At 50.1% G+C, this 21,812-nt stretch carries 19 protein-coding genes and 1 tRNA gene; 13 read left to right on the plus strand and 7 right to left on the minus strand.

Going from position 1 to position 21,812, the window contains the following annotated elements:
* The first annotated feature begins 1 nt into the window (after position 1).
* Complete coding sequence (locus ACSHWX_RS08475; protein ID WP_435667769.1) at positions 2 to 592, plus strand: hypothetical protein; 591 nt, start codon at positions 2 to 4, stop codon at positions 590 to 592.
* A 49-nt stretch (positions 593 to 641) separates the two neighbouring features.
* Positions 642 to 1,763: an acyltransferase family protein gene (locus ACSHWX_RS08480; RefSeq protein WP_435667770.1), complete on the plus strand. Its 1,122-nt coding sequence runs from the start codon at positions 642 to 644 to the stop codon at positions 1,761 to 1,763.
* Positions 1,764 to 1,837: 74 nt separating this feature from the next.
* Here the strand turns inward: ACSHWX_RS08480 and ACSHWX_RS08485 are convergent.
* Both ACSHWX_RS08485 and ACSHWX_RS08490 read right to left on the minus strand, forming a co-directional pair.
* Positions 1,838 to 1,913: transfer RNA gene (locus ACSHWX_RS08485), tRNA-Ala, on the minus strand.
* Positions 1,914 to 2,015: 102 nt separating this feature from the next.
* On the minus strand, positions 2,016 to 2,435 hold the full coding sequence (locus tag ACSHWX_RS08490) for a TIGR02300 family protein (protein WP_435667771.1): 420 nt from the start codon (positions 2,433 to 2,435) through the stop codon (positions 2,016 to 2,018).
* Between the two features lie 179 nt (positions 2,436 to 2,614).
* On the opposite strand from ACSHWX_RS08490, the gene aroA reads away from it, so the two are divergent.
* The 3 genes from aroA (at position 2,615) to rpsA (ending at position 6,539) form a co-directional block, all read left to right on the plus strand.
* On the plus strand, positions 2,615 to 3,964 hold the full coding sequence (aroA, locus tag ACSHWX_RS08495) for a 3-phosphoshikimate 1-carboxyvinyltransferase (RefSeq protein ID WP_435667772.1): 1,350 nt from the start codon (positions 2,615 to 2,617) through the stop codon (positions 3,962 to 3,964).
* A gap of 22 nt (positions 3,965 to 3,986) precedes the next feature.
* The gene (cmk, locus tag ACSHWX_RS08500; RefSeq protein ID WP_435667773.1) at positions 3,987 to 4,634 is read left to right on the plus strand and encodes a (d)CMP kinase; all 648 of its coding nucleotides are present in this window, start codon (positions 3,987 to 3,989) and stop codon (positions 4,632 to 4,634) included.
* 204 nt (positions 4,635 to 4,838) lie between these two features.
* The gene (rpsA, locus tag ACSHWX_RS08505) at positions 4,839 to 6,539 is read left to right on the plus strand and encodes a 30S ribosomal protein S1 (protein ID WP_435667774.1); all 1,701 of its coding nucleotides are present in this window, start codon (positions 4,839 to 4,841) and stop codon (positions 6,537 to 6,539) included.
* Positions 6,540 to 6,608: 69 nt separating this feature from the next.
* Here rpsA and ACSHWX_RS08510 read toward each other — a convergent pair whose 3' ends face one another.
* A complete protein-coding gene (locus tag ACSHWX_RS08510; RefSeq protein WP_435667775.1) occupies positions 6,609 to 7,397 on the minus strand; it encodes a phosphotransferase in 789 nt (262 codons plus the stop codon).
* Positions 7,398 to 7,541: 144 nt separating this feature from the next.
* Here ACSHWX_RS08510 and sppA point away from each other — a divergent pair, with 144 nt between their 5' ends.
* The 8 genes from sppA (at position 7,542) to ACSHWX_RS08550 (ending at position 14,519) form a co-directional block, all read left to right on the plus strand.
* Complete coding sequence (sppA, locus tag ACSHWX_RS08515; protein WP_435667776.1) at positions 7,542 to 8,489, plus strand: signal peptide peptidase SppA; 948 nt, start codon at positions 7,542 to 7,544, stop codon at positions 8,487 to 8,489.
* A 49-nt stretch (positions 8,490 to 8,538) separates the two neighbouring features.
* Entirely contained in the window at positions 8,539 to 8,817 is a 279-nt protein-coding gene (locus ACSHWX_RS08520) for an integration host factor subunit beta (protein ID WP_435667777.1), read from the plus strand.
* A gap of 54 nt (positions 8,818 to 8,871) precedes the next feature.
* Positions 8,872 to 9,219 (plus strand): lipopolysaccharide assembly protein LapA domain-containing protein, encoded by a 348-nt coding sequence (locus tag ACSHWX_RS08525; RefSeq protein ID WP_435667778.1) that lies wholly within the window; start codon positions 8,872 to 8,874, stop codon positions 9,217 to 9,219.
* Between the two features lie 42 nt (positions 9,220 to 9,261).
* The gene (locus ACSHWX_RS08530) at positions 9,262 to 9,948 is read left to right on the plus strand and encodes a phosphoribosylanthranilate isomerase (RefSeq protein ID WP_435667779.1); all 687 of its coding nucleotides are present in this window, start codon (positions 9,262 to 9,264) and stop codon (positions 9,946 to 9,948) included.
* 21 nt (positions 9,949 to 9,969) lie between these two features.
* Positions 9,970 to 11,190 carry a tryptophan synthase subunit beta gene (gene trpB / locus ACSHWX_RS08535; RefSeq protein WP_435667780.1) on the plus strand — a complete coding sequence of 407 codons (1,221 nt, stop codon included), beginning with the start codon at positions 9,970 to 9,972 and terminating at the stop codon, positions 11,188 to 11,190.
* A 24-nt stretch (positions 11,191 to 11,214) separates the two neighbouring features.
* Positions 11,215 to 12,039: a tryptophan synthase subunit alpha gene (gene trpA, locus ACSHWX_RS08540; protein ID WP_435667781.1), complete on the plus strand. Its 825-nt coding sequence runs from the start codon at positions 11,215 to 11,217 to the stop codon at positions 12,037 to 12,039.
* A gap of 177 nt (positions 12,040 to 12,216) precedes the next feature.
* The gene (gene accD, locus ACSHWX_RS08545; protein ID WP_435667782.1) at positions 12,217 to 13,209 is read left to right on the plus strand and encodes an acetyl-CoA carboxylase, carboxyltransferase subunit beta; all 993 of its coding nucleotides are present in this window, start codon (positions 12,217 to 12,219) and stop codon (positions 13,207 to 13,209) included.
* Positions 13,210 to 13,214: 5 nt separating this feature from the next.
* Positions 13,215 to 14,519, plus strand: a complete 1,305-nt coding sequence (locus tag ACSHWX_RS08550) for a bifunctional folylpolyglutamate synthase/dihydrofolate synthase (protein WP_435667783.1) — start codon at positions 13,215 to 13,217, stop codon at positions 14,517 to 14,519.
* A 43-nt stretch (positions 14,520 to 14,562) separates the two neighbouring features.
* On the opposite strand, the gene trxA (ACSHWX_RS08555) is transcribed toward ACSHWX_RS08550, so the two are convergent.
* From trxA (ACSHWX_RS08555) to addB, 4 genes are all read right to left on the minus strand, one after another.
* Positions 14,563 to 14,886 (minus strand): thioredoxin, encoded by a 324-nt coding sequence (gene trxA, locus ACSHWX_RS08555; RefSeq protein WP_435667784.1) that lies wholly within the window; start codon positions 14,884 to 14,886, stop codon positions 14,563 to 14,565.
* An 11-nt stretch (positions 14,887 to 14,897) separates the two neighbouring features.
* Positions 14,898 to 15,221, minus strand: coding sequence for a thioredoxin (gene trxA / locus ACSHWX_RS08560; protein WP_435667785.1), 324 nt, complete (start codon positions 15,219 to 15,221; stop codon positions 14,898 to 14,900).
* Between the two features lie 100 nt (positions 15,222 to 15,321).
* Positions 15,322 to 18,768: a double-strand break repair helicase AddA gene (addA, locus tag ACSHWX_RS08565; protein WP_435667786.1), complete on the minus strand. Its 3,447-nt coding sequence runs from the start codon at positions 18,766 to 18,768 to the stop codon at positions 15,322 to 15,324.
* Positions 18,765 to 21,803, minus strand: coding sequence for a double-strand break repair protein AddB (gene addB / locus ACSHWX_RS08570; RefSeq protein ID WP_435667787.1), 3,039 nt, complete (start codon positions 21,801 to 21,803; stop codon positions 18,765 to 18,767). Before addB ends, addA begins: the two co-directional genes overlap by 4 nt.
* Between the last annotated feature and the right edge of the window lie 9 nt (positions 21,804 to 21,812).

Consider the following 21,812-nt stretch of genomic DNA (forward strand, 5'->3'; position numbering starts at 1 on the left):
GATGAACTTTAAATTTTTGACATCAAAAGCAATAACGTCCGGTTTCGTCCTCTACTGGATGGTGTTTTGGCTATTTAATGGCTTGGACAAATTTCTGAACCGTTCGACGGTGGGCGGGATAACCTGGTTTGGCAAAGATCGCAGTTGGCAGTTTGGCGTCTATCTTGAAAATTTAGGATTACCGCTGGACTATGTGCCGTCAATTTTGACGTTTGCGGGGTTTTGGGAACTCGCAATCGCGGTTGTTTTTCTGTCGGCTTTGAACATTATGCTGATTGCGGGGAAACGTGAACAGGAAGCCTCAGATCGGCTATTCGTGATCGGCCTGTTTCTTTCCACCCTTACATTTGTTGCATTTTGCGCTTTTGACACCGTTGTGGGCGATCGCGCTGAATTGTTGGAGCATAGCACCTACATTGCGGTGATTGCCGTATCATTTATCGGCATGGCCGTCGAAAACATGATTGCACGACAAAAGGAACTCGACCACGCTCGCACCCCGATTGATAGCAATCAAAATGCTAGTCCATCAATTGCGCAGCCGGAAAGGTCAGAATATTTAACAAATTCGGCCCATACTCCCGCGGAATAAAGACGTGCGCCGAAAACTCGGCGTCGTCTAGCAATGTTTGGACTCCGCCGTGATCATAAGACCCAATTTGGACAATATCGGTACGTACAGCGATAGCCGGGATAATAATTTAAACCTATTGCGCTTCATAGCCGCGTTCGCTGTGGTGGCTAGCCACACTGCGATTGTTGTAGGTGGTGACGACGCTATTGAACCGTTGATGGTTGAGACGGGGTACACACTCGGGCATCTCGCGGTAAACGTGTTTTTCGTGATCAGCGGGTTTCTAATCGCCCAGAGCCTTTCGCGTTCGCGCGATATGATTTCATATTTCTCCGCCCGGTTCTTGCGTCTCGTTCCAGGGCTTTTTGTCGCTTCACTGGTTACGGCCTTTGTGGTTGGCCCCCTTTTTACGGATCAGGGATTGCTTGGCTATTTCTCGCATCTAAGCACATGGCTTTATGTCCCACTGACCAGCTCGATGTTGATCGATAACGGTCATTTGCCCGGTGTTTTCGCAACCGCGCCAGTCCCTTTTGAACTGAACGTACCCTTATGGACACTGCGGTGGGAAGCGCTCGCCTATATTGGGTTGGCAATTTTGGGCGCATTAGGTCTTATGGCCACAAAGCGACGTTTTGCCATCACGTTATTGGCGTTTGCTGGATTGTATTTTGCCGTGACCATTATGACGGGTTTGCGTGAAACCATTGCGCCAGTCGACCATATTATGCGGTTTGGACTTTGCTTTTTAGTTGGCTCCGGCGCCTTCATTTTCCGAGATAAAATTCCTGTCACGCTGATTTTGGTTGTGCCCCTATGCCTGTTGCCTATCTTATTGAGGGACACAGCATTTTATCAATTCGCGCTTATTCTAGCGATCGGGTACACAATTTTTTGGCTGGCTTATGTGCCCGCAGGGCCAATTCGCCAATTCAACAAAATTGGCGATTTCTCTTATGGCATCTATATTTATGGGTTCTTGATCAAACAAATGATCATTGTCATTATGCCCGGACTGGACGCAATTAAGCTGATGGCAATTGCCGCACCAATAATCTTACTGGCCGCCGCTGCGTCGTACTATTTTGTCGAACTTCCTGCCCTACAAAAACGCAAGCAACTGGCGGCAAAGGTGCGTGGATTGTTTAAAAGTTCAAAAGACAAAGCAATCAACACTACCTCAAAATAGCAAACAGCTGCGCGGTGACGCGACACTCGTGACACATTGTGTCCGAGAAAAACTTTCTGATCAATAAGAGAAATTGGTGGAGCCAGACGGGATCGAACCGACGACCTCTTCGCTGCCAGCGAAGCGCTCTCCCAGCTGAGCTATGGCCCCAAAAGGGTAGTTGCGAGGTCAAATCACCTTCGCAACTGGTGGCGCAAATTAGTCACAACATTTGTTTGTTGCAAGTGGGAATTTGCGCCCCAGCAAAATTTCTTAGTCTTCGTCTTTTTTTACAGGAACATCGAAGCCGATTTCGTCGTCATCGTCGTCCGTTTCCAAAAACGTATTGTCGTCAGCCGCTGTAATTGGCTCGTCGTCATCATCTAGATCAACATCTGGAAGATTTTCAATCACATCGTCTTCATCGTCGTCGTCATCATCATCGTCTACGTCGTCCAACGAGATAACTTCAGCACCGGCAACAACTGAGGTTGTGTCTGCAACAGTTTCTTCCGGCTTTTTCTCTTCAACGACAACAGCTGCGACTTCTTCTTTCACAACTGGCGCTTCAACAACCGCAAGTTGGAATTCAGCGCCACAACTTGGGCAAAGAATAGGGTCTCTGCCTAAGTCGTAAAATTTGGTTGCACAGCTTTGACACTGGCGTTTGGTTCCGCGATCTGCTTTGGCCACTATTTTACCTCGTCAAAAACTATAAGATGTTGGCTGGTTGGGTTACGTACTCGAACCACTTCTGTCAAATGCAAAATTGCAAAAAACGCGATTGAAGCTTTTCTGGCCATTGTCGAACCCATATTTTGCGTGTTAGATGCGCAAGCGCAACATCAAAAACTCAAAAGAACAAATTTTACATGTCTAATCATTCTTCTGGCCCCACCCCATTGGCATCAATGCGGTCGTTAGGGCTTAAGGGCTCTATTGCCATGCCCGGCGATAAGTCAATCTCTCACCGCGCCCTGATGTTTGGCGCTATGGCGACGGGAGAAACTGTCATTTCTGGCCTTCTTGAAGGCGAAGATGTTCTCGCAACAGGTCGCGCAATGACCCAACTTGGCGCAAAAGTGGAAAAGCGTGGGCTTTATTGGCACGTTGAAGGTGTCGGTGTTGGTGGATTTACAGAACCTAGCGAACCGCTCGATTTCGGCAATGCGGGAACTGGTGTTCGTCTCGCGATGGGACTTGTGGGCACATATAACTTTGTTTCCCGCTATGTCGGCGACGCTTCATTGTCTTCGCGACCAATGAACCGCGTGCTCGACCCTTTGCGCACCATTGGCGTTGAGGTGCTCGAGCATCAAGATGGCAAACTGCCAATCGCGCTTCGCGGTCCATCAAAGCCTGTGCCGATTACTTATCACACGCCAGTTGCGTCGGCCCAAGTGAAGTCCTGCATCATGCTGGCCGGGTTGATCATTCCGGGTGTCACCACTGTGATTGAAGATGTGTTCACCCGCGACCATACAGAAAAAATGCTCGCCGGTTTTGGCGCTGATGTTGACGTAACAACTGCGCCAAACGGACAACGCACCATTAAGGTTGGCGGCCTGCCGAACCTTTTGGGGCAAGAGGTGCAAGTGCCGGGTGATCCTAGCTCCGCGGGTTTCCCGATGGTGGCGGCGCTGATTGTGTCAGGCTCTGACATTACAATTGAAAACGTGTTGATGAACCCCACCCGCACCGGATTGCTGATTACCTTGCAAGAAATGGGCGGTGACATTGAGGTGTTGAACGAACGTGTTTCAGGCGGCGAAGATATTGCCGACATTCGCGTTCGGTCTTCTGAGCTTAAGGGCGTCACTGTGCCGCCTGAACGTGCCGCATCTATGATTGATGAATATCCCGTGCTTGCGGTCGCAGCGGCCTTTGCTGAGGGTGCAACTCACATGCCGGGCATTGAAGAGCTTCGGGTGAAAGAAAGTGATCGCTTAAGCGCCGTTGCTGACGGGTTACGCGCCAACAATGTCGAGTGTATTGAGGGCGAAGATTTTCTAACTGTTGAAGGCGGCGCGGGTAAAGTTACAGGTGGCGGGCACGTTAAAACGCATATGGATCATCGTATTGCCATGTGCTTTTTGATCATGGGCTTGGCCTCTCAAAAAGATGTAACTGTCGACGATGGCAATATCATTGCGACAAGCTTCCCTACATTCACACCGGAGATGACCCGTTTGGGTGCTGAATTTTCACGCCCCAACCAATAAGCCAAACCAATGGGAAGACAAAATGCTAATAGCCGTTGATGGACCTGCCGCTTCTGGAAAAGGCACAATTGCCAAGCGGTTGGCCGCCCATTTCGGCTTGGCGCATTTGGATACGGGCCTTTTGTATCGCGCTGTTGGCTTAGCCACCATTGATGATTGGGAACGCGAAGATTTTGAGGCACGCGCCATAGATGCAGCGATGAACTTGGACACCACAAATTTGGATGAAGAGGTTTTATCGACCGCTGAGGTCGGGCTCGCCGCATCTAAAGTGGCGCGTATTCCTGAGGTACGCAAAGCTCTAAACCGCGCCCAACGCATCTTTATGGATACCCCTGAAGGGGCCATATTGGACGGACGTGATATCGGCTCGCGAATTTGCCCCCATGCAGACGTGAAACTCTTCGTCACGGCGCAAGCCTCAACCCGCGCGCGCCGGCGCACTGACCAGCTTTTAGCGCGCAATTTGGATGTGACTTACAAGGACATTCTTGCCCAGATTAAAAAGCGGGATAAGGATGACACGGAGAACCCGGCTGGTGCGTTCTTTCAAGCGCCAGATGCCCACTTGCTAGACACGTCAGAATTGGGTATAGAAGCAGCATTCTTAGCGGCTCTTGATATTGTTGAGCGCGTTATGGCAAAAAAGATCAGCGACGAAACTCGCTAAATCCAGTCTTTTAGCTCTGAACGCCGGTGACTGCCAAGACATGAGATATTGGCTCAACTGCTTAGGATAAATCGTAGCATTAAATGCGAAGTGCGGGCCCTTACGTGCCGGATTTGTTGGTTTCAACATTTCAGGGCGATGGCAGTTCAAGTTTAATGCTTTTTTGAACCACTAAACAAAAAACGGCACACGATCGGAGTACGCATGACAGACACTGCTGTCGTAATGGAAGATTTCGAAGCTCTATTGTTCGAAAGCTTTGAAGTAAACGAGCCTGCAGAAGGCCACGTTGTTAAAGGCAAGATTGTTGCGATTGAAAAAGATCTCGCAGTAATCGATGTAGGCCTTAAAACCGAAGGCCGCGTGCCTTTGAAAGAATTTGGCGCAGCTGGCCGTGATGGCACGCTTGAAGTCGGTTCTGACGTAGAAGTTTATGTTGATCGCGTTGAAAACGCGATGGGTGAAGCTGTTCTTTCACGCGAGAAAGCTCGTCGTGAAGAAAGCTGGGTTCGTCTTGAAGAGTTGTTCGAAAAGAACACGCGCGTTGACGGCATCATCTTTAACCAAGTTAAAGGTGGTTTCACTGTTGATCTTGATGGCGCGACTGCCTTCTTGCCTCGTTCGCAAGTTGATATTCGCCCAATCCGCGACATCGCGCCTTTGATGAACATCTCACAGCCTTTCCAAATCCTGAAAATGGACAAGCGTCGTGGAAACATCGTTGTTTCTCGTCGTGCTGTATTGGAAGAAAGCCGTGCAGAGCAACGTTCTGAAATCGTTGGTAAGCTTGAAGAGGGCCAAGTTGTTGATGGTGTTGTTAAAAACATCACTGACTACGGTGCCTTTGTTGACCTTGGTGGCATTGACGGCCTATTGCACGTCACTGACATCGCATGGCGTCGTGTGAACCATCCTTCAGAAGTTCTTACAATTGGTGAGACCATCAAGGTTCAAATCATCCGCGTGAATATGGAAACACACCGTATTTCACTTGGCATGAAGCAGCTTGAAGCTGATCCTTGGGAAACAATTGGCGAGAAGTATCCTCTTGATAGCCGCTTTACAGGCCGTATCACAAACATCACAGATTACGGTGCGTTTGTTGAACTTGAGCCAGGTATTGAAGGCTTGATCCACGTTTCAGAAATGAGCTGGACCAAGAAGAACGTACACCCAGGTAAAATCGTTTCTACTTCGCAAGAAGTTGAAGTTAAGGTTCTTGAAGTTGATCCAGAGAAACGTCGTATTTCTCTTGGTCTTAAGCAGTGCCTAGACAATCCTTGGGAAGCGTTTGCAGCTAAGTACCCACAAGGTACTGAAGTTGAAGGCGAAGTTAAGAACAAAACTGAATTTGGTTTGTTCATTGGCCTTGAAGACGATGTTGATGGCATGGTTCACTTGTCTGATCTTGATTGGAACCGTCAGGGCGAAGAAGCCTTGGAAGATTACAATCGTGGCGACATGGTGAAAGCTGTTGTTCTGGATGTTGATATCGATAAAGAACGTGTTTCTTTGGGCATCAAGCAACTTTCAAACGACCCATTCACCGAAGCGACAGACGGTATGCGCAAAGGCTCAATCGTAACTTGTGCAGTAACACAAGTGAACGATGGTGGCATTGAAGTGCAAATTGCTGATGGCGATCAAATCGCGTTCATCCGCCGTTCTGACCTTAGCCGTGACCGTTCTGAGCAACGCCCTGAGCGTTTCGCAGTTGGTGACAAAGTGGACGCTCGTGTGATCCAGTTCGATAAGAAAACACGTCGCATCACATTGTCTATCAAAGCCCTTGAAATTGCAGAAGAAAAAGAAGCTGTGGCCCAGTATGGTTCAACAGATTCTGGCGCTTCACTTGGCGATATTCTTGGTGCAGCGATGCAGCAAAACAAACCAGAAGACGAATAAGCTTTAACGCTTAAACGTTTTTGAATTTAGCCCGGCGCGTCAATTTGATGCGCCGGGTTTTTTATTGAATTAAGTGAAACAATTCAAAACCCTCGCTTTGTTTCTCTCAAACGCAACGGCTTCATTCTGCCAATGGCTCAGGTGCCCATCTTGTTTGAGTTTTGCTGTGATTTCGCCGCCAAAAATGTTTAGCATATTCTCTTCACTGCCCAGTCCTTCAAGCACCGTTTGAACCATTTCCAACAGCTCAGCGATGTCGATATCTCCATATGCGTCACAAATCACGCGAAGGCGCGGGCAGTTGTTTCCCAGCTCAATTTCTGTCGCTTCCTGCAAGTCCCTTGCAGTAAATGAAAGTGGCACCATCCAATAGGCAAAATAGGCAACGTCGCGAATACGTGGCCCGGGACCGCAGACATCAAAATCAATGATGCCGGAAAATCCTTGCTCGCCAATGATTAGATTATACGGTGCAAAATCGTTATGGCAGACAACGTCGTGGCAGTCCTTATCAGGAAAAGCGTAGGCCCAATTGTGCTCGGAGAATGGGAAATGCGCGGTAAGATCATGCATTTCTCGCATCGCAATTGTGCATTTTTTCAGAAACCCCAACGGGATAGGAGCCTTTTCATCCATCGCTGTACGTCCTTGAATGTAGGACAGCATTTCGCGCCCCTCCTCATCACGTCCCAAAAAGCGTGGGGAATATTCAAAACCCTTGTTTTGCAGATAAAGCAACAGCGCTTCGATGGCCCGGCTACCACGCATAGGTTGGCGATAGACCACATTCCCCTTACGAAAAACGACGTTTGTATTGCCCCCAGCTAAGATTTCGATCTGCTCGCCAGCTTTATTCAAGCTCGTTCTCCTTAAACAAGGGTCAAAACGCCACAAGACCTTGCGAAATAGATGACTTGCATTGTTCCGGCCAAAACAATAAATATTCTGAGTTCTTGCGATTTTGCAACTTAACAATACTTGCCAAACTTGGAGCGCTTCTACGTGAGCAATATCCCCAATTCCGAACAGGTCGAAAACGTAATGGCACAACGCGAGCTACGTCGCTCACGCCGCAAATGGCGGATTTTGGCCTTTATCGCTGTCGGTATTGCGGTTATTGCCATTTTGGGTAAGGCGCTTGGTGGGTTTTCCGAACCGATCAAACAAGCTCATATTGCGCGGATTGTGATTGATGGCACTATTTCCTCCAGCCCGCTGCGCCGTGCTATTTTGAATGATCTTGCAGACGACGAGAACATTACCGCCGTTATTGTGCAGATCAATAGCCCAGGCGGTACCACCGCAGGCGGAGAAGAGCTTTATGAAGGGCTTTCTAAATTGCGAGCGAGCAAGCCTGTTGTTTCCGTAATTAATGAATTGGGCGCTTCTGCCGCCTATATGACGGCTGTTGGGTCAGATCGTATTTATGCGCGTCGTCTTTCAATTGTCGGGTCAATTGGCGTGTTGGTGATGCATTTGGATGCATCCAAGCTGTTTGAAACCATTGGCTTGGATTATGACAAAGTTTCAACCGGTCCCTTAAAGGCTGAGCCGGACATTGATGAGCCGATGGCCCCCAATGTGCGCGCGAGCTATCAAAGCTTGGTTGATAATTCCTACGAATGGTTTGTCGATATCGTTGCCGAACGGCGCGAAATGAACCGTGACCATGTGCTGCGTTTGGCCGATGGGCGCGTACTCACTGGACGCCAGGCGCTGAACGAAAAGCTGATTGATGCGATTGGCGGAGAACTTGAAGCGCTTGATTGGCTTGCAACAAGGCACGAAATAATTGACCAATCTGTTGCAACATATTACCCGTTGCCCGAAAATCAGTGGGACCGTGTGCAAGACCTTATCGGCACGACTGCACAAGAATTGATTGGTTCTAGCCTAAAAAGCGTAACAGCGCTTGACGGTCTTGTGTCTGTTTGGCAACCTACAAAATAGCTAATTCCTGTGGGCTAACAGTGAATTAGTGGTATTTTGGGAGGCACTAGTGATTAAATCGGAACTTATTCAGAAACTTGCTGATGAGAATCCTCACCTGTTTCAGCGCGACGTTGAAAATATTGTAAATACAATAATCGACGAAATTGGCGATGCGCTCGCTGACGGTGGAAGAGCTGAATTGCGCGGCTTCGGCGCGTTTTCTGTAAAAAACCGACCAGCCCGCGTTGGCCGAAATCCACGCACCGGCGAAAAGGTTGAAGTTGAAGAAAAATTTGTACCGCAATTTAAAGCCGGTAAAGAAATTCGGGAACGACTGAACAAATAGTTCTGCCGACCTTGCTTCCCCCAAATGGGGATGGCAACAATTTGGGAAATGATGATGATCAAACGCGTGGTGATGTGGTTTGTACTGGTGCCGTTTGGCGTGCTTATGGCGGTATTCGCCCTTGCAAATCGGCACACTGTTCAAATCGGCATTGATCCCATTTCCCCGCTTACCCCCTTTTGGGGACCAGTTGAATTGCCGCTATTCGTGGTGATTTACATTTGCTTGATTTTGGGTGTTTTGCTTGGGGGAATTGGTGGCTGGTTCAGCCAAGGCAAGCACCGTAAAGGTGAGCGCAAGCTGCAACGCGATCTCAACAAAATTCAAAAGGAAGTGGAAGCTGAAAAGCGCCCTCTTCAACAAGATGATCCATTGGCGCTTTTAGAAACCAACCGCAGCTAGCCAATACGCCACCTTCTTTATTACAATGGTCAAACCACGGTGATGGACTGTGAAGACCAACACGTCCCAGATAAGGCCGAACAAATGCAGATGTCGATAAAGATTTGCGGCGTAAAGTCCAATGTGATCGTGGATGCTGCGGTTAATGCAGGTGCCGATTTTATCGGCTTTAATCATTTCCCCAAAAGCCCACGATATGTGGAATTGGAGGAAATTGGCGCACTAATTGAATATACGGGCAGTCGCTCGCAATCTGTGGTGTTGCTGGTCAACCCAGACGATGATTTGGTCGCCGCCGTTGACGCTGTGCGCCCGCATTACATCCAGTTGCATGGCAGCGAGACAGTTGAACGTGTCGCCCACATAAAATCCATGTGCCGTGCCCGTTTGATCAAAGCGTTGCCCGTTGCAGAACTGGCCGACTTGAAACCAATTTCTGGATATTTGCCCCATGTTGATATGGTTTTGTTGGATGCAAAACCGCCAAAGAATGCGGAACTACCCGGCGGCAATGGCGAAGTTTTTGACTGGTCAATCCTCAAATCACTTGACCCCACGGTCCCCTTCATGCTTTCCGGTGGCCTAAATATTGATAATGTGGCTGAAGCCGTCAGCACCGTTCACCCCCCAAGCATCGATGTTGCATCTGGTGTTGAACGCGTTCGCGGCGAAAAAGATGCGGAACTGATCCGCAAGTTCATTTCGCGTGCAACGATTGCCAGCGTCTAGCCCAGTTCAAGGAGTAACAAAATGTCTCAGGTAAATAGTTTGCGCATGGGGCCGGACGAAAACGGCCGGTTTGGCCATTTTGGCGGACGATTTGTCGCTGAAACCCTTATGCCGCTGATCCTTGAATTGGACGAAGCTTATAAGGCTGCAAAAGCTGACCCAAGTTTCAAAGAAGAGTTCGACTATTTGCTCAAGCACTATGTTGGGCGTCCTTCGCCGCTTTATTATGCTGAGCGCATGAGTGAGCATTTGGGCGGCGCTAAAATCTATTTCAAGCGCGATGAATTGAACCATACCGGTTCCCATAAAATCAATAATTGCATCGGCCAAATCTTGCTTGCTAAGCGCATGGGCAAGCCACGCATTATCGCAGAAACCGGCGCAGGTCAGCACGGCGTGGCAACGGCTACTGTTTGCGCACGCTTTGGATTTCCATGCACGGTTTATATGGGCGCAAAGGACGTTGAACGTCAGGCGCCAAACGTTTTCCGGATGAAGCTTTTGGGTGCTGAGATCATTCCGGTAACCGCCGGTAAAGGCACGCTGAAAGACTCGATGAACGAAGCCTTACGCGATTGGGTAACCAATGTTGAAGACACTTATTATTTGATCGGCACTGCAGCTGGCCCGCATCCCTACCCTGAAATGGTGAGGGATTTCCAATCGATCATTGGAACTGAAACCAAAGAGCAAATGATGGAAGCCGAAGGCCGCCTGCCGGACATGCTGGTGGCTGCGGTTGGCGGTGGATCAAACGCCATCGGCCTGTTCCATCCGTTCCTTGATGACCGCGACGTCAATATTGTTGGCGTGGAAGCTGGCGGCAAGGGCCTGGATACAGACGAGCATTGCGCATCGCTTACTGCCGGCAAGCCCGGCGTTTTACACGGCAACCGCACCTATTTGCTGCAAAACTATGATGGTCAAATTGATGAAGGCGCGTCGATTTCAGCTGGGCTGGATTATCCTGGTATTGGGCCGGAACATTCGTTCCTTAAAGATAGTGGCCGAGTAGAATATGTGCCGATCAATGACGACGAAGCGTTGGAGGCATTTCAATTGCTGACCCGTCTTGAAGGCATTATTCCAGCGCTTGAACCAAGCCATGCTTTGGCTGAGGTGATTAAACGCGCACCAAAAATGGATAAAGATCAAATCATCGTCATGAACCTATGTGGCCGCGGGGACAAAGATGTGTTTACCGCTGCGAAACATTTGGGCGTGGATTTACACAGCGACTAACAGCGCTTGTTGAGGAACAACAATATGACGACACGTATGGACAAGCGTTTTGCAGCGCTAAAAGCAGAAAACCGCCCAGCATTTGTGACCTTTGTTATGGGCGGTGACCCAGACTTTGACACCGCGCAGGCGATTATTGACGGCCTACCGGCGGCTGGTGCTGATGTGATCGAAATCGGCATGCCGTTTTCTGACCCGATGGCCGATGGCCCGGCCATTCAGGCTGCAGGCCAACGTGCCTTGGAAAATGGGCAGGACATGAAAAAGACCCTGCAACAGGTCAAAAATTTCCGCGCAAAAGACGACGCGACGCCGATTGTTTTGATGGGTTATTACAACCCGATTTTCATCTATGGCGTCGATAAATTCATCAAAGATGCATTGACCGTCGGCATTGATGGATTGATTATTGTCGATCTGCCCCCAGAAGAAGACGACGAGTTCTGCATTCCAGCGATTAAAGCGGGGCTGAACTTTATCCGCCTTGCGACCCCAACCACCGACGATGTCCGGTTGCCTAAAGTGTTGAACAACACATCGGGCTTTGTCTATTACGTCTCCATGACTGGTATCACGGGCTCGGCTTTATCTAACCCCACCAATATCGGTGAGCAGGTGAAGCGGCTTAAATCCCATACTGATTTGCCCATTTGCGTTGGGTTCGGGATTAAAACCGCAGACGACGCCAAGCGCATTGGCGCAGATGCAGATGGCGTCGTGGTCGGCACCGCGCTTGTTAAAGCGGTTGAAGACAGCCTTAAAGACGGTAAAGCCACAAAAGACACACCAGAGGCGGTACACGCTTTGGTGCGCGATATTTCCACCGGCGTTAAGGCGTCGCGGTCTTAAACTTTGGATTTTAAAGCCCTATATTAGTTGACTTAGGCGGTTTTTGCACCCTGATCACAACAGTAATATCGCATCTCGCCAAGATAGTTGAGTTGCGGTATAATCGGCAAAACTTATACGGACGCAGTACAAAACTGCGCAGTACGACAAAGAAACACAGGAAGGCTTCATAGCTTCATGAATTGGATCAATTCAGTTGTTCGCCCAAAAATTCGCTCGTTCTTGAACAAACGCGAAAGCCCAGAAAATCTTTGGGTGAAGTGTCCGCAGAGCGGCGAAATGGTATTTTATCGCGATTTGGAAGCCAACCAATGGGTGGTGCCAAATTCTGGTTTTCACATGAAAATCAAAGCCCGCGATCGCATGAAGTCCTTTTTGGATGACGGCAAATACACGGAACATGAAGTGCCCGACGTGGCCCATGACCCGCTAAAATTCCGCGCAACAAAAAAATATACAGACCAATTGCGGGATTATCGTGCCAAAACAGACATGAAAGATTGTGTGCTGTTGGCGAGCGGTAAACTGATCGGGCGTGACGTTACTGTTGGTGTTCAAGATTTTGACTTTGGCGGCGGATCGCTTGGCATGGCTGCTGGCGCGACGATTGTCAAAGGGCTGGAAATGGCGGTTAAAAACCGTACCCCGTTCATTCTGTTCACCGCATCAGGTGGTGCGCGTATGCAAGAAGGCATGCTTTCATTGATGCAAATGCCGCGTACAACAGTTGCTGTGGCGCGTCTACGCGAAGCGAGCCTTCCCTATATTGTGGTCTTCACCGACCCAACAACCGGCGGCGTAACCGCATCCTACGCGATGCTTGGGGACGTGCAAATCGCAGAGCCAAACGCGCTGATCGGTTTTGCTGGCCAACGGGTTATCGAGCAAACCATTCGCGAAAGCCTGCCCAAAGGGTTCCAGCGCTCAGAATATCTTTATGAGCACGGCATGGTCGATATGGTTGTGCATCGGCATAATCTGCGCCCCACCATTGGCAAGCTTGTTGGCATTTTCGCCAAATCGCCATTGAATGAAATGGAATTAGAAGTGCCCAAACAGCTCACCATGCGTGACGCGATCGTTGCTGCAGAAGGGGTTGAAGAAACCGACAATGCCCCGGCTGAGGACAATGAGGATTTGACCCCACCACCTGTTGCACACGCTGAATAGCATTTGTGACCCGTACCGATGAAATCACGCAGCGCCTTTTGGCGCTGCACCCAAAAAAGATGGACCTTTCGTTGGGACGGCTTGACCGAATGCTTGGTGAACTTGATCACCCCCAAAAGCGTCTGCCCCCCGTAATTCACGTGGCTGGCACGAATGGGAAAGGGTCAACCATTGCCTTTATGCGCGCCATTTTGGAAGCTGCGGGCAAGCGCGTTCACGTATATTCGTCCCCCCACCTCACGCGTTTTCATGAACGGTTTCGCCTTGCGGGGAAGTTTGTTAGCTCCAAAAGGCTAAACGAGACGCTGGAACGTGTCGAACGGATCAATGCTGGGCAATCGATCACTTTCTTTGAGATTACAACGGCTGTCGCGTTCGACCTGTTTACCCAAGTTGACGCTGACTATGTGTTGCTGGAAACAGGTTTAGGCGGCCGCTTGGATTGCACAAATGTAGTGCCGCATCCACTTGGCTGCGTGATCACGCCAATTTCAATCGACCATGTGCAATTTTTGGGCGATACAATCGAAAAGATCGCTTTTGAAAAAGCTGGCATTCTTAAAAAAGGCACCAAAGCGGTGTTTAGCCGCCAGGCCCACGGCGCCATGCAGGTTTTGGAAAAACGCGCGGCTGAACTGAACATCACCCCGTTTATTTGCGGTCAGGATTTTGACGGCTATCCCGAGCGTGACCGGTTCGTTTATTCTGACCTTGATGGCTTGGACGACTTGCCCAAACCAAGTTTGGTTGGCATCCACCAGTTTGAAAATGCCACAACCGCCATTGCAGCGCTCAAGCATTTTGGCACAGGCGTTAGCACAGAAGATATCGCAAATGGTGTGCAAAATGTCCGCTGGCCAGCACGTATGCAGCCCTTACCCGGACTATTACAAGACATGCTGGCAAAGGGCAGCGATCTCTGGCTTGACGGCGGCCACAATGTCGCTGGTGCGCAAGTTTTAGCCCAAGCATTGGGTGACCTAAATGAGCGCCAATCAAGGCCCCTTACGCTTGTTCTTGGTATGCTGAGCAATAAGGATGTCAAAGGATATCTAAGTTGCTTTGAAGGTTTGGCAAAAAACATCATTACCGTGCCAGTGCCTGGTGACGACATGACCACCAATTCAGGCTCTTTGCCCCAAGACCTGGCCGAACTGGCCATTCAACATGGCTTTGCTGCCACCCACACACAATCTGTCCGTGACGCGCTTAAATTGGTGTCCCGCAACGAACCTCAACGGGTTGTGATTTGCGGCTCGCTCTATTTGGCCGGTGATGTATTGGCTGAAAACAAAACGCCGCCCGAGTAATACTGGAGCGGCGCTTTTAATTCGAGTTTTAGAGATGCTGGAGTTACGCAGCATACTCTTCAAGCCATTTCACAAGCCCAACATGGGACAATGTCGCGCCCACTTTCATGTCAACCACTTCACCTTTTTGGAAAAGCAAATAGGTTGGCATATTGCGCACGCCATATTGGGTCATGGTTGATGGATTATCCGCACCGTTTAACTTTACAAGCTTCACGCGGCCTGAAAGGTCTTCAGCCGCTTTTTCCAAAATAGGGTCCATGGCTTTACACGGCGCGCACCAATCGGCCCAAAAGTCGACCAACACAGGTTGATCGCTCTGGAGCACCTCAGCGGCGAAATTATTGTCATCAACAGCGTTGAGCATTGCGAATTCCCTTAGGCTGCGTGGCCTTCAAGCCATTTTACAAGGCCCGCTTTTGGCTCGCCTGCGCCAACTTTCATGTCAGCCGCTTCGCCGCCTTTGAACAATATCATGGTAGGGATTGAGCGAATGCCATATTGAGAAGCAATGTTTGGATTTTCGTCAACATTGACTTTGACGATTTTCACTTTGCCCGCCATCTCAGTCGAGATCTCTTCCAAGACAGGTGCAATGGCTTTACATGGTCCGCACCATTCTGCCCAGAAATCCACCAAAACTGGCACTTTCGCGCTCAAAACTTCATCAGAAAATTGTGCTTCAGAAACTTGGGTGGTCATGGCCGCCCCTTTCTCATTTGTTACTTCGTTGCAATGAACGTAAGAAGAGTCGCGCTCGCATTCAAGCAAATCACGACGAGGTGAACCATTTTGTGTGCGGTTAGAAATTAGAATCTAGCAAATGAGACATTTTCAAATTCTCAGTCCACAAAATGGCGCAGTTTATGGGTCTATTTGGAAACTGTTTGCGCAATGCCGCCCGATAGCGGGTGAGCTGCGTGCGGTAATTAGCTGGGATCGCATCCACATCTTTAGGCGGATTGGCATCGGATTTAAAGTCAACAATCAGCACCTGATCGTCCGAAACCACCAAACGATCAATACGCCCGGTGATGCGTGAGGGTTTGCCTTCAAACTCTATGTCTGCGGCAACGGCCACCTCCCCGCGCGATTGTGTGCCAAACAGGTCTGCAAATTCAGGCGCCGTGATGATGGCATTGGCTTGCTCGATCATCCTGTCATGAAGTTGCTCGTGGTCGGGCATAAGCGAAACCAACGCCTGAGCCGCAAACTGGTGACGATCCTCTGGCGCAAAGCGCGGCATAAACTGCAGCAGCGCGTGCAACGTCGTGCCCCGCAACCGTGCTGTCTCGCGATCAAGCGATGCCGGACCAGCAGACTGTTTGTAAACTTCGTCATGTTTGGACGGCTCGACAATTCGCCTTGTTGTCGGCACCGGTGCAGGTTCAGTAATCCAGTTTGGCAATGGCGATGATTTAACATCGTCCAATTGGTTTTGTTTGCCAACTTGAAATGCAGCATCCTTCGGATATCGCCAAGCAATGGTCTGGTCTGCCTCGTCTTTAAGTTCCAGACAATGCTCAGCCAGCCCATCATAGACCATTTGATACCAGCTGTTTTCTTGGCCCCGTTTGGCAATGCCGGTGACATACAACTCATCTTCTGCCCGGGTGAGCGCAACATAAAGTTTGCGCCGATATTCTGCTTGGTCTTTTGCTTTTTCTCGCTCCACGCCTGTTTGCACATTGGCCGCCTGATTTTTTGCCGACCCCGGTGCCCAAAGCAGATAGGCGTTTTGCGGTGCCTCATGATCTGCTTCCATTAGGATGGATTTATTGTTTTGTTGGCCCGCAGGGGAAGATGTTGCGTCAATTGAAAACACAATCGGCGCTTCAAGCCCTTTTGCGCCATGTACGGTCATCACCCGGATGGCACCGCTGGCTTCGCTCAGTTCACGCTTAATTTGGCTTTCACTTTGGCGCATGGCAGTCACAAACCCCAGCATTGAAGGCTGGTCGGTTTGCTCGTGCGCCAGTGCCATATTGAGGAACTCATTGATCACGTCATCAATTTCAGGGCCAAGCCGCGCGTGAAATTTCTTTAGTCCTTGTTCTTTGAACAAGACATGGGCGAAAAACTCGTAAGGCCGATCCAAGTCAAGCCGATTACGCCACTCGCGAATGGTCTGCGCCGCTAGCGCCGCCCGTTCGTCTGTTTCAGCGTCAGCCTGAAGTTGTACCCATAATGGCCACACTGGCTTTTGATCCTGCATCCGGCATTTACCGTTGCGCGTGCCGCGCGCCAGGGTAAACAATTGATCTTCGTTCCAGCCAAAAAGCGGCGAACGTAACAACGTGGCTAACCCTAAATCATCGGCGGGGTTCATCAATACATCAGCAAGCACCAACAAGTCTTCAACCGCAATATGGGTGGAAACCGTCAGTTTATCTTCACCCAAATTGGGCAAACCCTTTTGCTTTAGCGCTCGGATCATCGCTTTAAACATCGGGCCGCGTGACTGAACCAAAATCAAAATATCGCCGGGTGTGACCACTTGATCACGGGCACCCAATTGTCTGCCGGTTTCGATCCAGTCCTGAATTGTCGTAGCGATTTTATCTGCCAAAATGTCTTCGGGCCGTGATCGTGGGTCACTTGCCTTGGTTTTATAGATTTCCTCATTTTCATCTATTTGAGGTTTTTCGACAGGTCGCCACAGTTCAACAACGCCGCCGCCCATGGTGCGGGCAGCTTCGTGGACGGTTTTTTCATCGTCAGTGGTCAGTCCTTCATGGGCAAAGGGGCGTTCAAAAACGTGGTCTACCGCAGCAAGGATCGCGCCAACGGTTCTAAAGCTGGTCTTGAGCGTGATGTCTTCCCAGTCTTTTTCTGCGGTCATCGCTTGCAGGCCAAGCTTGCGTCCGGTTTCACCAAACAGATGCGGCTCCGCGCCTTGAAAGCTGAAGATCGACTGTTTCTCATCCCCAACGGCAAACACCGATCTTGGTCGCTGGATGGCGCTTTCCCCGTCGAAAAAGTCTGCCAGTAGGGCTTCAACAATTCGCCATTGTTCGGGGTTGGTGTCTTGGCTTTCATCCACCAAAATATGGGTGATGCCTGCATCAAGTTTATAGGCAACCCACTGGGAGAATTCAGAATCTGAGAGGAGCTGGCGCAGATGGATGATTAGATCGTCAAAATCGAGCAAAGACCGCGCCCGCTTTTGCGTATCATATTGGGTGAAAATTGCTTCGATGACGTTGAGTAATGCCAACGATTGATCAAGCACTTTCGCGGCCATGAATGGCTGATAAAGCGCCTCAAGCCGTTCGGTTTCATTTTCCAGTTGCTCTGCCAAAAGCGCGTTGTGTTTAGCGACACCAGAGTGGGCTTCATGGCCTTTACCGGGGCGGGTGCCGTCGGGTTTTAAAAATGTGCGAAACATGAGGTCGGGCGAAATGAATTCGCCAACGGCTTTAGACAATTTTTTGTTGAAATTCTTCGCGACCCCTAGATGGGTAAGTTCTGCGCTCACGTTTGCATATTCGCTCGGCGGAAGAATGGCTGCATCGATCGTTTCTTGAGAAATTGTTGTAAGGTTTTGGATTGCGGACAGGCCGAGAAACGTGCGCAAATTGGTTTCACATCGGGTCTTATTGTCCAACACAATGCGCAATTTAGCGCCGAAGGACAGCGCGTTTGAAATGGCACTTTCCAGCCCATCATCGGAGGCAATATTGAACAGCGTATCAATGTCGGTCTTTAGGTCGTCACCACCAACACGTTGAGCCAACACCGCCTCGCGTGCGGCACGAAGCAGATCAAATCGCTCGGCATCATCGATTACCTGAAAATCAAACGGCACGCCTGCTTCCAGCGGAAAGCGATGCAGAATACTTTCTGAAAAGGCATGTATGGTATTTATCTTGAGACCACCCGGCGTTTCCAACGCTTTGGCAAAAAGCTGGCGGGCAAAATTCATCCGACCAATATCTGGTCGCTTGCCTTCCAACTCGAAGATCGTATTGGACAGTTTTTCCTCATCCATCACCGCCCATTGCCCCAATTCTTTGGATACACGGGCGCGCATTTCTGCGGCGGCGGCCTTAGTGTACGTAAGACAAAGCACTTGTTCAGGTGGCACGCCATCGATCAGCAAACGCAACACGCGACGGCTTAAAATGTAAGTTTTTCCGGACCCTGCATTGGCCTTAACCCACACGTTAGCTTCAGGATTTGCAGCGCGTGTCTGATTGTTTTTGGTTTCATCCGAAATAGAAAGCGGACCACGAGGAGAATTCGTCATTCGTCGTCTCCCTGATCGATCATCCATTCTTTTTGCCGGGCGAAATGATCATAGTCGCCAGCGAAATGCTGGTTTTCCTTCGGCAGCAATTGCGCGGCCATTGCGGTTTCATCGCGCATTAACATCACCTCAGCAAAGCTAGAAAAATGACGCCAATAATCGTCGATCAGGCTTTCAAGGCTTAGTTTTCCCGCTGCAAAATTGGTGACACCGAATGGGTTCGGGCCATGGGACAGTTTAATGTAAGTCAGTGCATCCGCGTCTGTTTTGGGCACATCGTCAAACCCTGCATGTCGCGCGATTATCGCTTCCATCGGCAATTGTGGGCTTAGAAAGTTCTGCATTTCTTTTGGTTTGGGGATCGAGCCCGTTTTGAAATCAATCAGCTCAGCACCGTTGCCTTTAAGAATATCGATACGATCGGCATAGCCGTAAATCTCGAACATCTCGCTGCCGATTGGTAGGGCGACCTGGCCGAATTTTTCGGCAAACCTTTGCTCGATTTTGGGATTCCGCTCAACTTCGAATGCAATGACTTTTTCGGCGATTGAAGAAAACCGACGCAGCCAAATATCTCGGCGATCTGCAACATCGTCGAGCCGTTGATAAACAACCTGCGCGAGTTGCATCAATTGATCATGCGCGTCGGGCGCGGTGAAATCATGGCCCTGCTCAACAAATTTGCCCAGCACGTCATGGATCAAATCTCCACGCTCCGCCGCGTCGGGCGCTGCGCCTAGAGCGCGCAGTTTTTTTAGACCCAAAACATGCTTGGCATAGATCGCATATGGGTCGCGGATTAAGGTTTCAATCTCGGTGATGGAGAGCCGTTTGGGGCGGATATTGGCGAAAGGTTGTGGCAAAGGTCTTGAGGCCAATTTTGGATTTTCAACACCGTCTAAATCGATCAAAAGCGTATGAAAATACTTGGTTTTTTCGTATAGGGCCTTGGTGTGATCTTCGCCTAAAAACGCTTCAAGTCGCTGGATAAACCGGGATGGGTCCGCGGGGGATGTGCCCCGTCTTTTGGCATATGTCACCAATAGTTTATTGGCGCCCATACCCATCAAAAAATCATGGGCTGCAAGCCCTACTTTGCGCTCTGGCGGATCAAGGTTTAGCCCCAGCTTCATGCCGCGAGAAAGCCATGGGCCCGGCTCTGCGATTTCAGGCCAAACGCCTTCGTTGAGCCCGGCTAAAATCATCAAGTCCGCCTGCAACAATCGCGCTTCGATGCGACCCCAAATTTGCACATCTTGTCGCGTGGTTTCGGGTGGTCGCACCGTGATGTTTTGCATCAGCAAGTTGATCGACGCGATGACATCTGCGGGGCGCGATGTGGGCGAAAAATGTGTGCAGCGGGCCAAATCTTCGGCCCATTGCAATAGCTCGGTTACCCCCTGGAACATCCCGCTTTGTGCCGCGTCTGTACCGCAAATGTTTTGCACTAATTCCGGGATATTCCGCGCTAGTTTCGAAATGTTCCAAACCGTTTCGCCATCGTCGCAAACTGGCGAGATTGCCGCCTCAATATCATCAAGTAAATTAGTTAGCGCAAAAGCTTCTTCATCTTTGAGCTTTCTGGGGGTGCGCTTTAGTTTTCCTTCTACATTGTCTGCAATAAGTTCCCGCAGCCCTTGCAACCCATTTAGTCCGCGCGTGCCGCGTAGAGTGCTGACGTCGAGCAACTCGCGCAGACGGGAAATTTCTGAGCGGGTGCGGCCAAGCCGCACATTGCGGTTCGCGAGGAATGCCACCAGATCAACTGGTTTGAAATTGGATTGCAGCGCCGCAAGCAATTGACGCAACCAACGCCCAGCAGGCGATTGGCTCAGCGGCATTCCGGCGCTGTCATCAATGACGATATCAAAACGCTCCAGCTCAACTTTGATGCGCCGCGCCAAATCCCGATCCGGAGAGATGATGCCGACATTTTGATTTTTCTCAACGGCTTCACGCGCCGCCAAAGCAATGGCCCGCGCTTCATGGTCCATATTGTCGAGCGCCAAAATGCCCAAATGTTCTAACGCCTGATCCATTCGGTCGTCAGTAATTTTTGCCCGATCTTGGTGCCATTCGCTTGTGCGTTCGGGTCGAGCCAACGTGGCGTTCAAAATGGTCGAACGCGCTGAATTTTCTTTGCCCAAAGCTTGAACGGCAGCCGGGCCTTCGCCAATTTTTCTTAAAAGCTTCGCCATGCCATATTGGGGGTGTGCGTGGCACTCATTATCAGGGTCGATAAGATGTTCGTGTTCGTTTGCCGACATAGCCACATCAAAGCCCGGCAAGACAATCGCCGCATTATTTAGCTTTGATATGGCCGCTAAGAACCGCGCTGTCGCAGGCACCGAGCCGGTAGAACCAGCGGCAATAACAGGTCGATCTCCATATCGAATGGGCAGGGATTGGCTGGCGAAATCAAACCGTTGACGACGCAGCAACGCCGCATCAATTTGGCCGACCTCTGCCAAATGGGCGGGCCATGCTTCAAATGCAATTTCTAAGAATTGCAACGTCTGCTGCCAGTTTTCGGCCAATTCTTCGGGCACCAACTGTTTGATCCGATCAAAGCGAATTTCTTCGGTTAGAAAATCGTCGATCAATCCACCAAGGCTTTGCGCCATGGCTAAAATCTCCACCATGCTGGGTGGTGAGGAAAATCCCGGCTGACCGGTTTTTTGCGCGACGGCAGCCCATTTTTCGATCAGTTGGCTCAAGATCGTGGTGCGGTAGAGTTTTGACGTTACGTTGAAACTATCCACATCAGGGTCGGTGAAAAAAGCGTTCTCCGCATCGTCCCCTTCGCCAAGGGTGAAAATGTTGGGCAGTAATTGCGACCCAGCATTGAGCTCAAGCAGTTCGTCGATCAGCGCCAGACGCGCCCGTTTGGTGGGTACGTAAATGGTGATATCAGACAACCAAAACGGATCGTCGCGCGGCCAGTTGGGCAGCAAATCGCCAGCCATCAGCGCGGTTGCCAATGTGGGCAAGAACGGCGCATGGGGTGCGATGGAAAAGAGCTTTTGGTGCTGCATTATGTTGGT

The organism is Maritalea sp. (assembly GCF_051251695.1).
Classification (GTDB): domain Bacteria; phylum Pseudomonadota; class Alphaproteobacteria; order Rhizobiales; family Devosiaceae; genus Maritalea.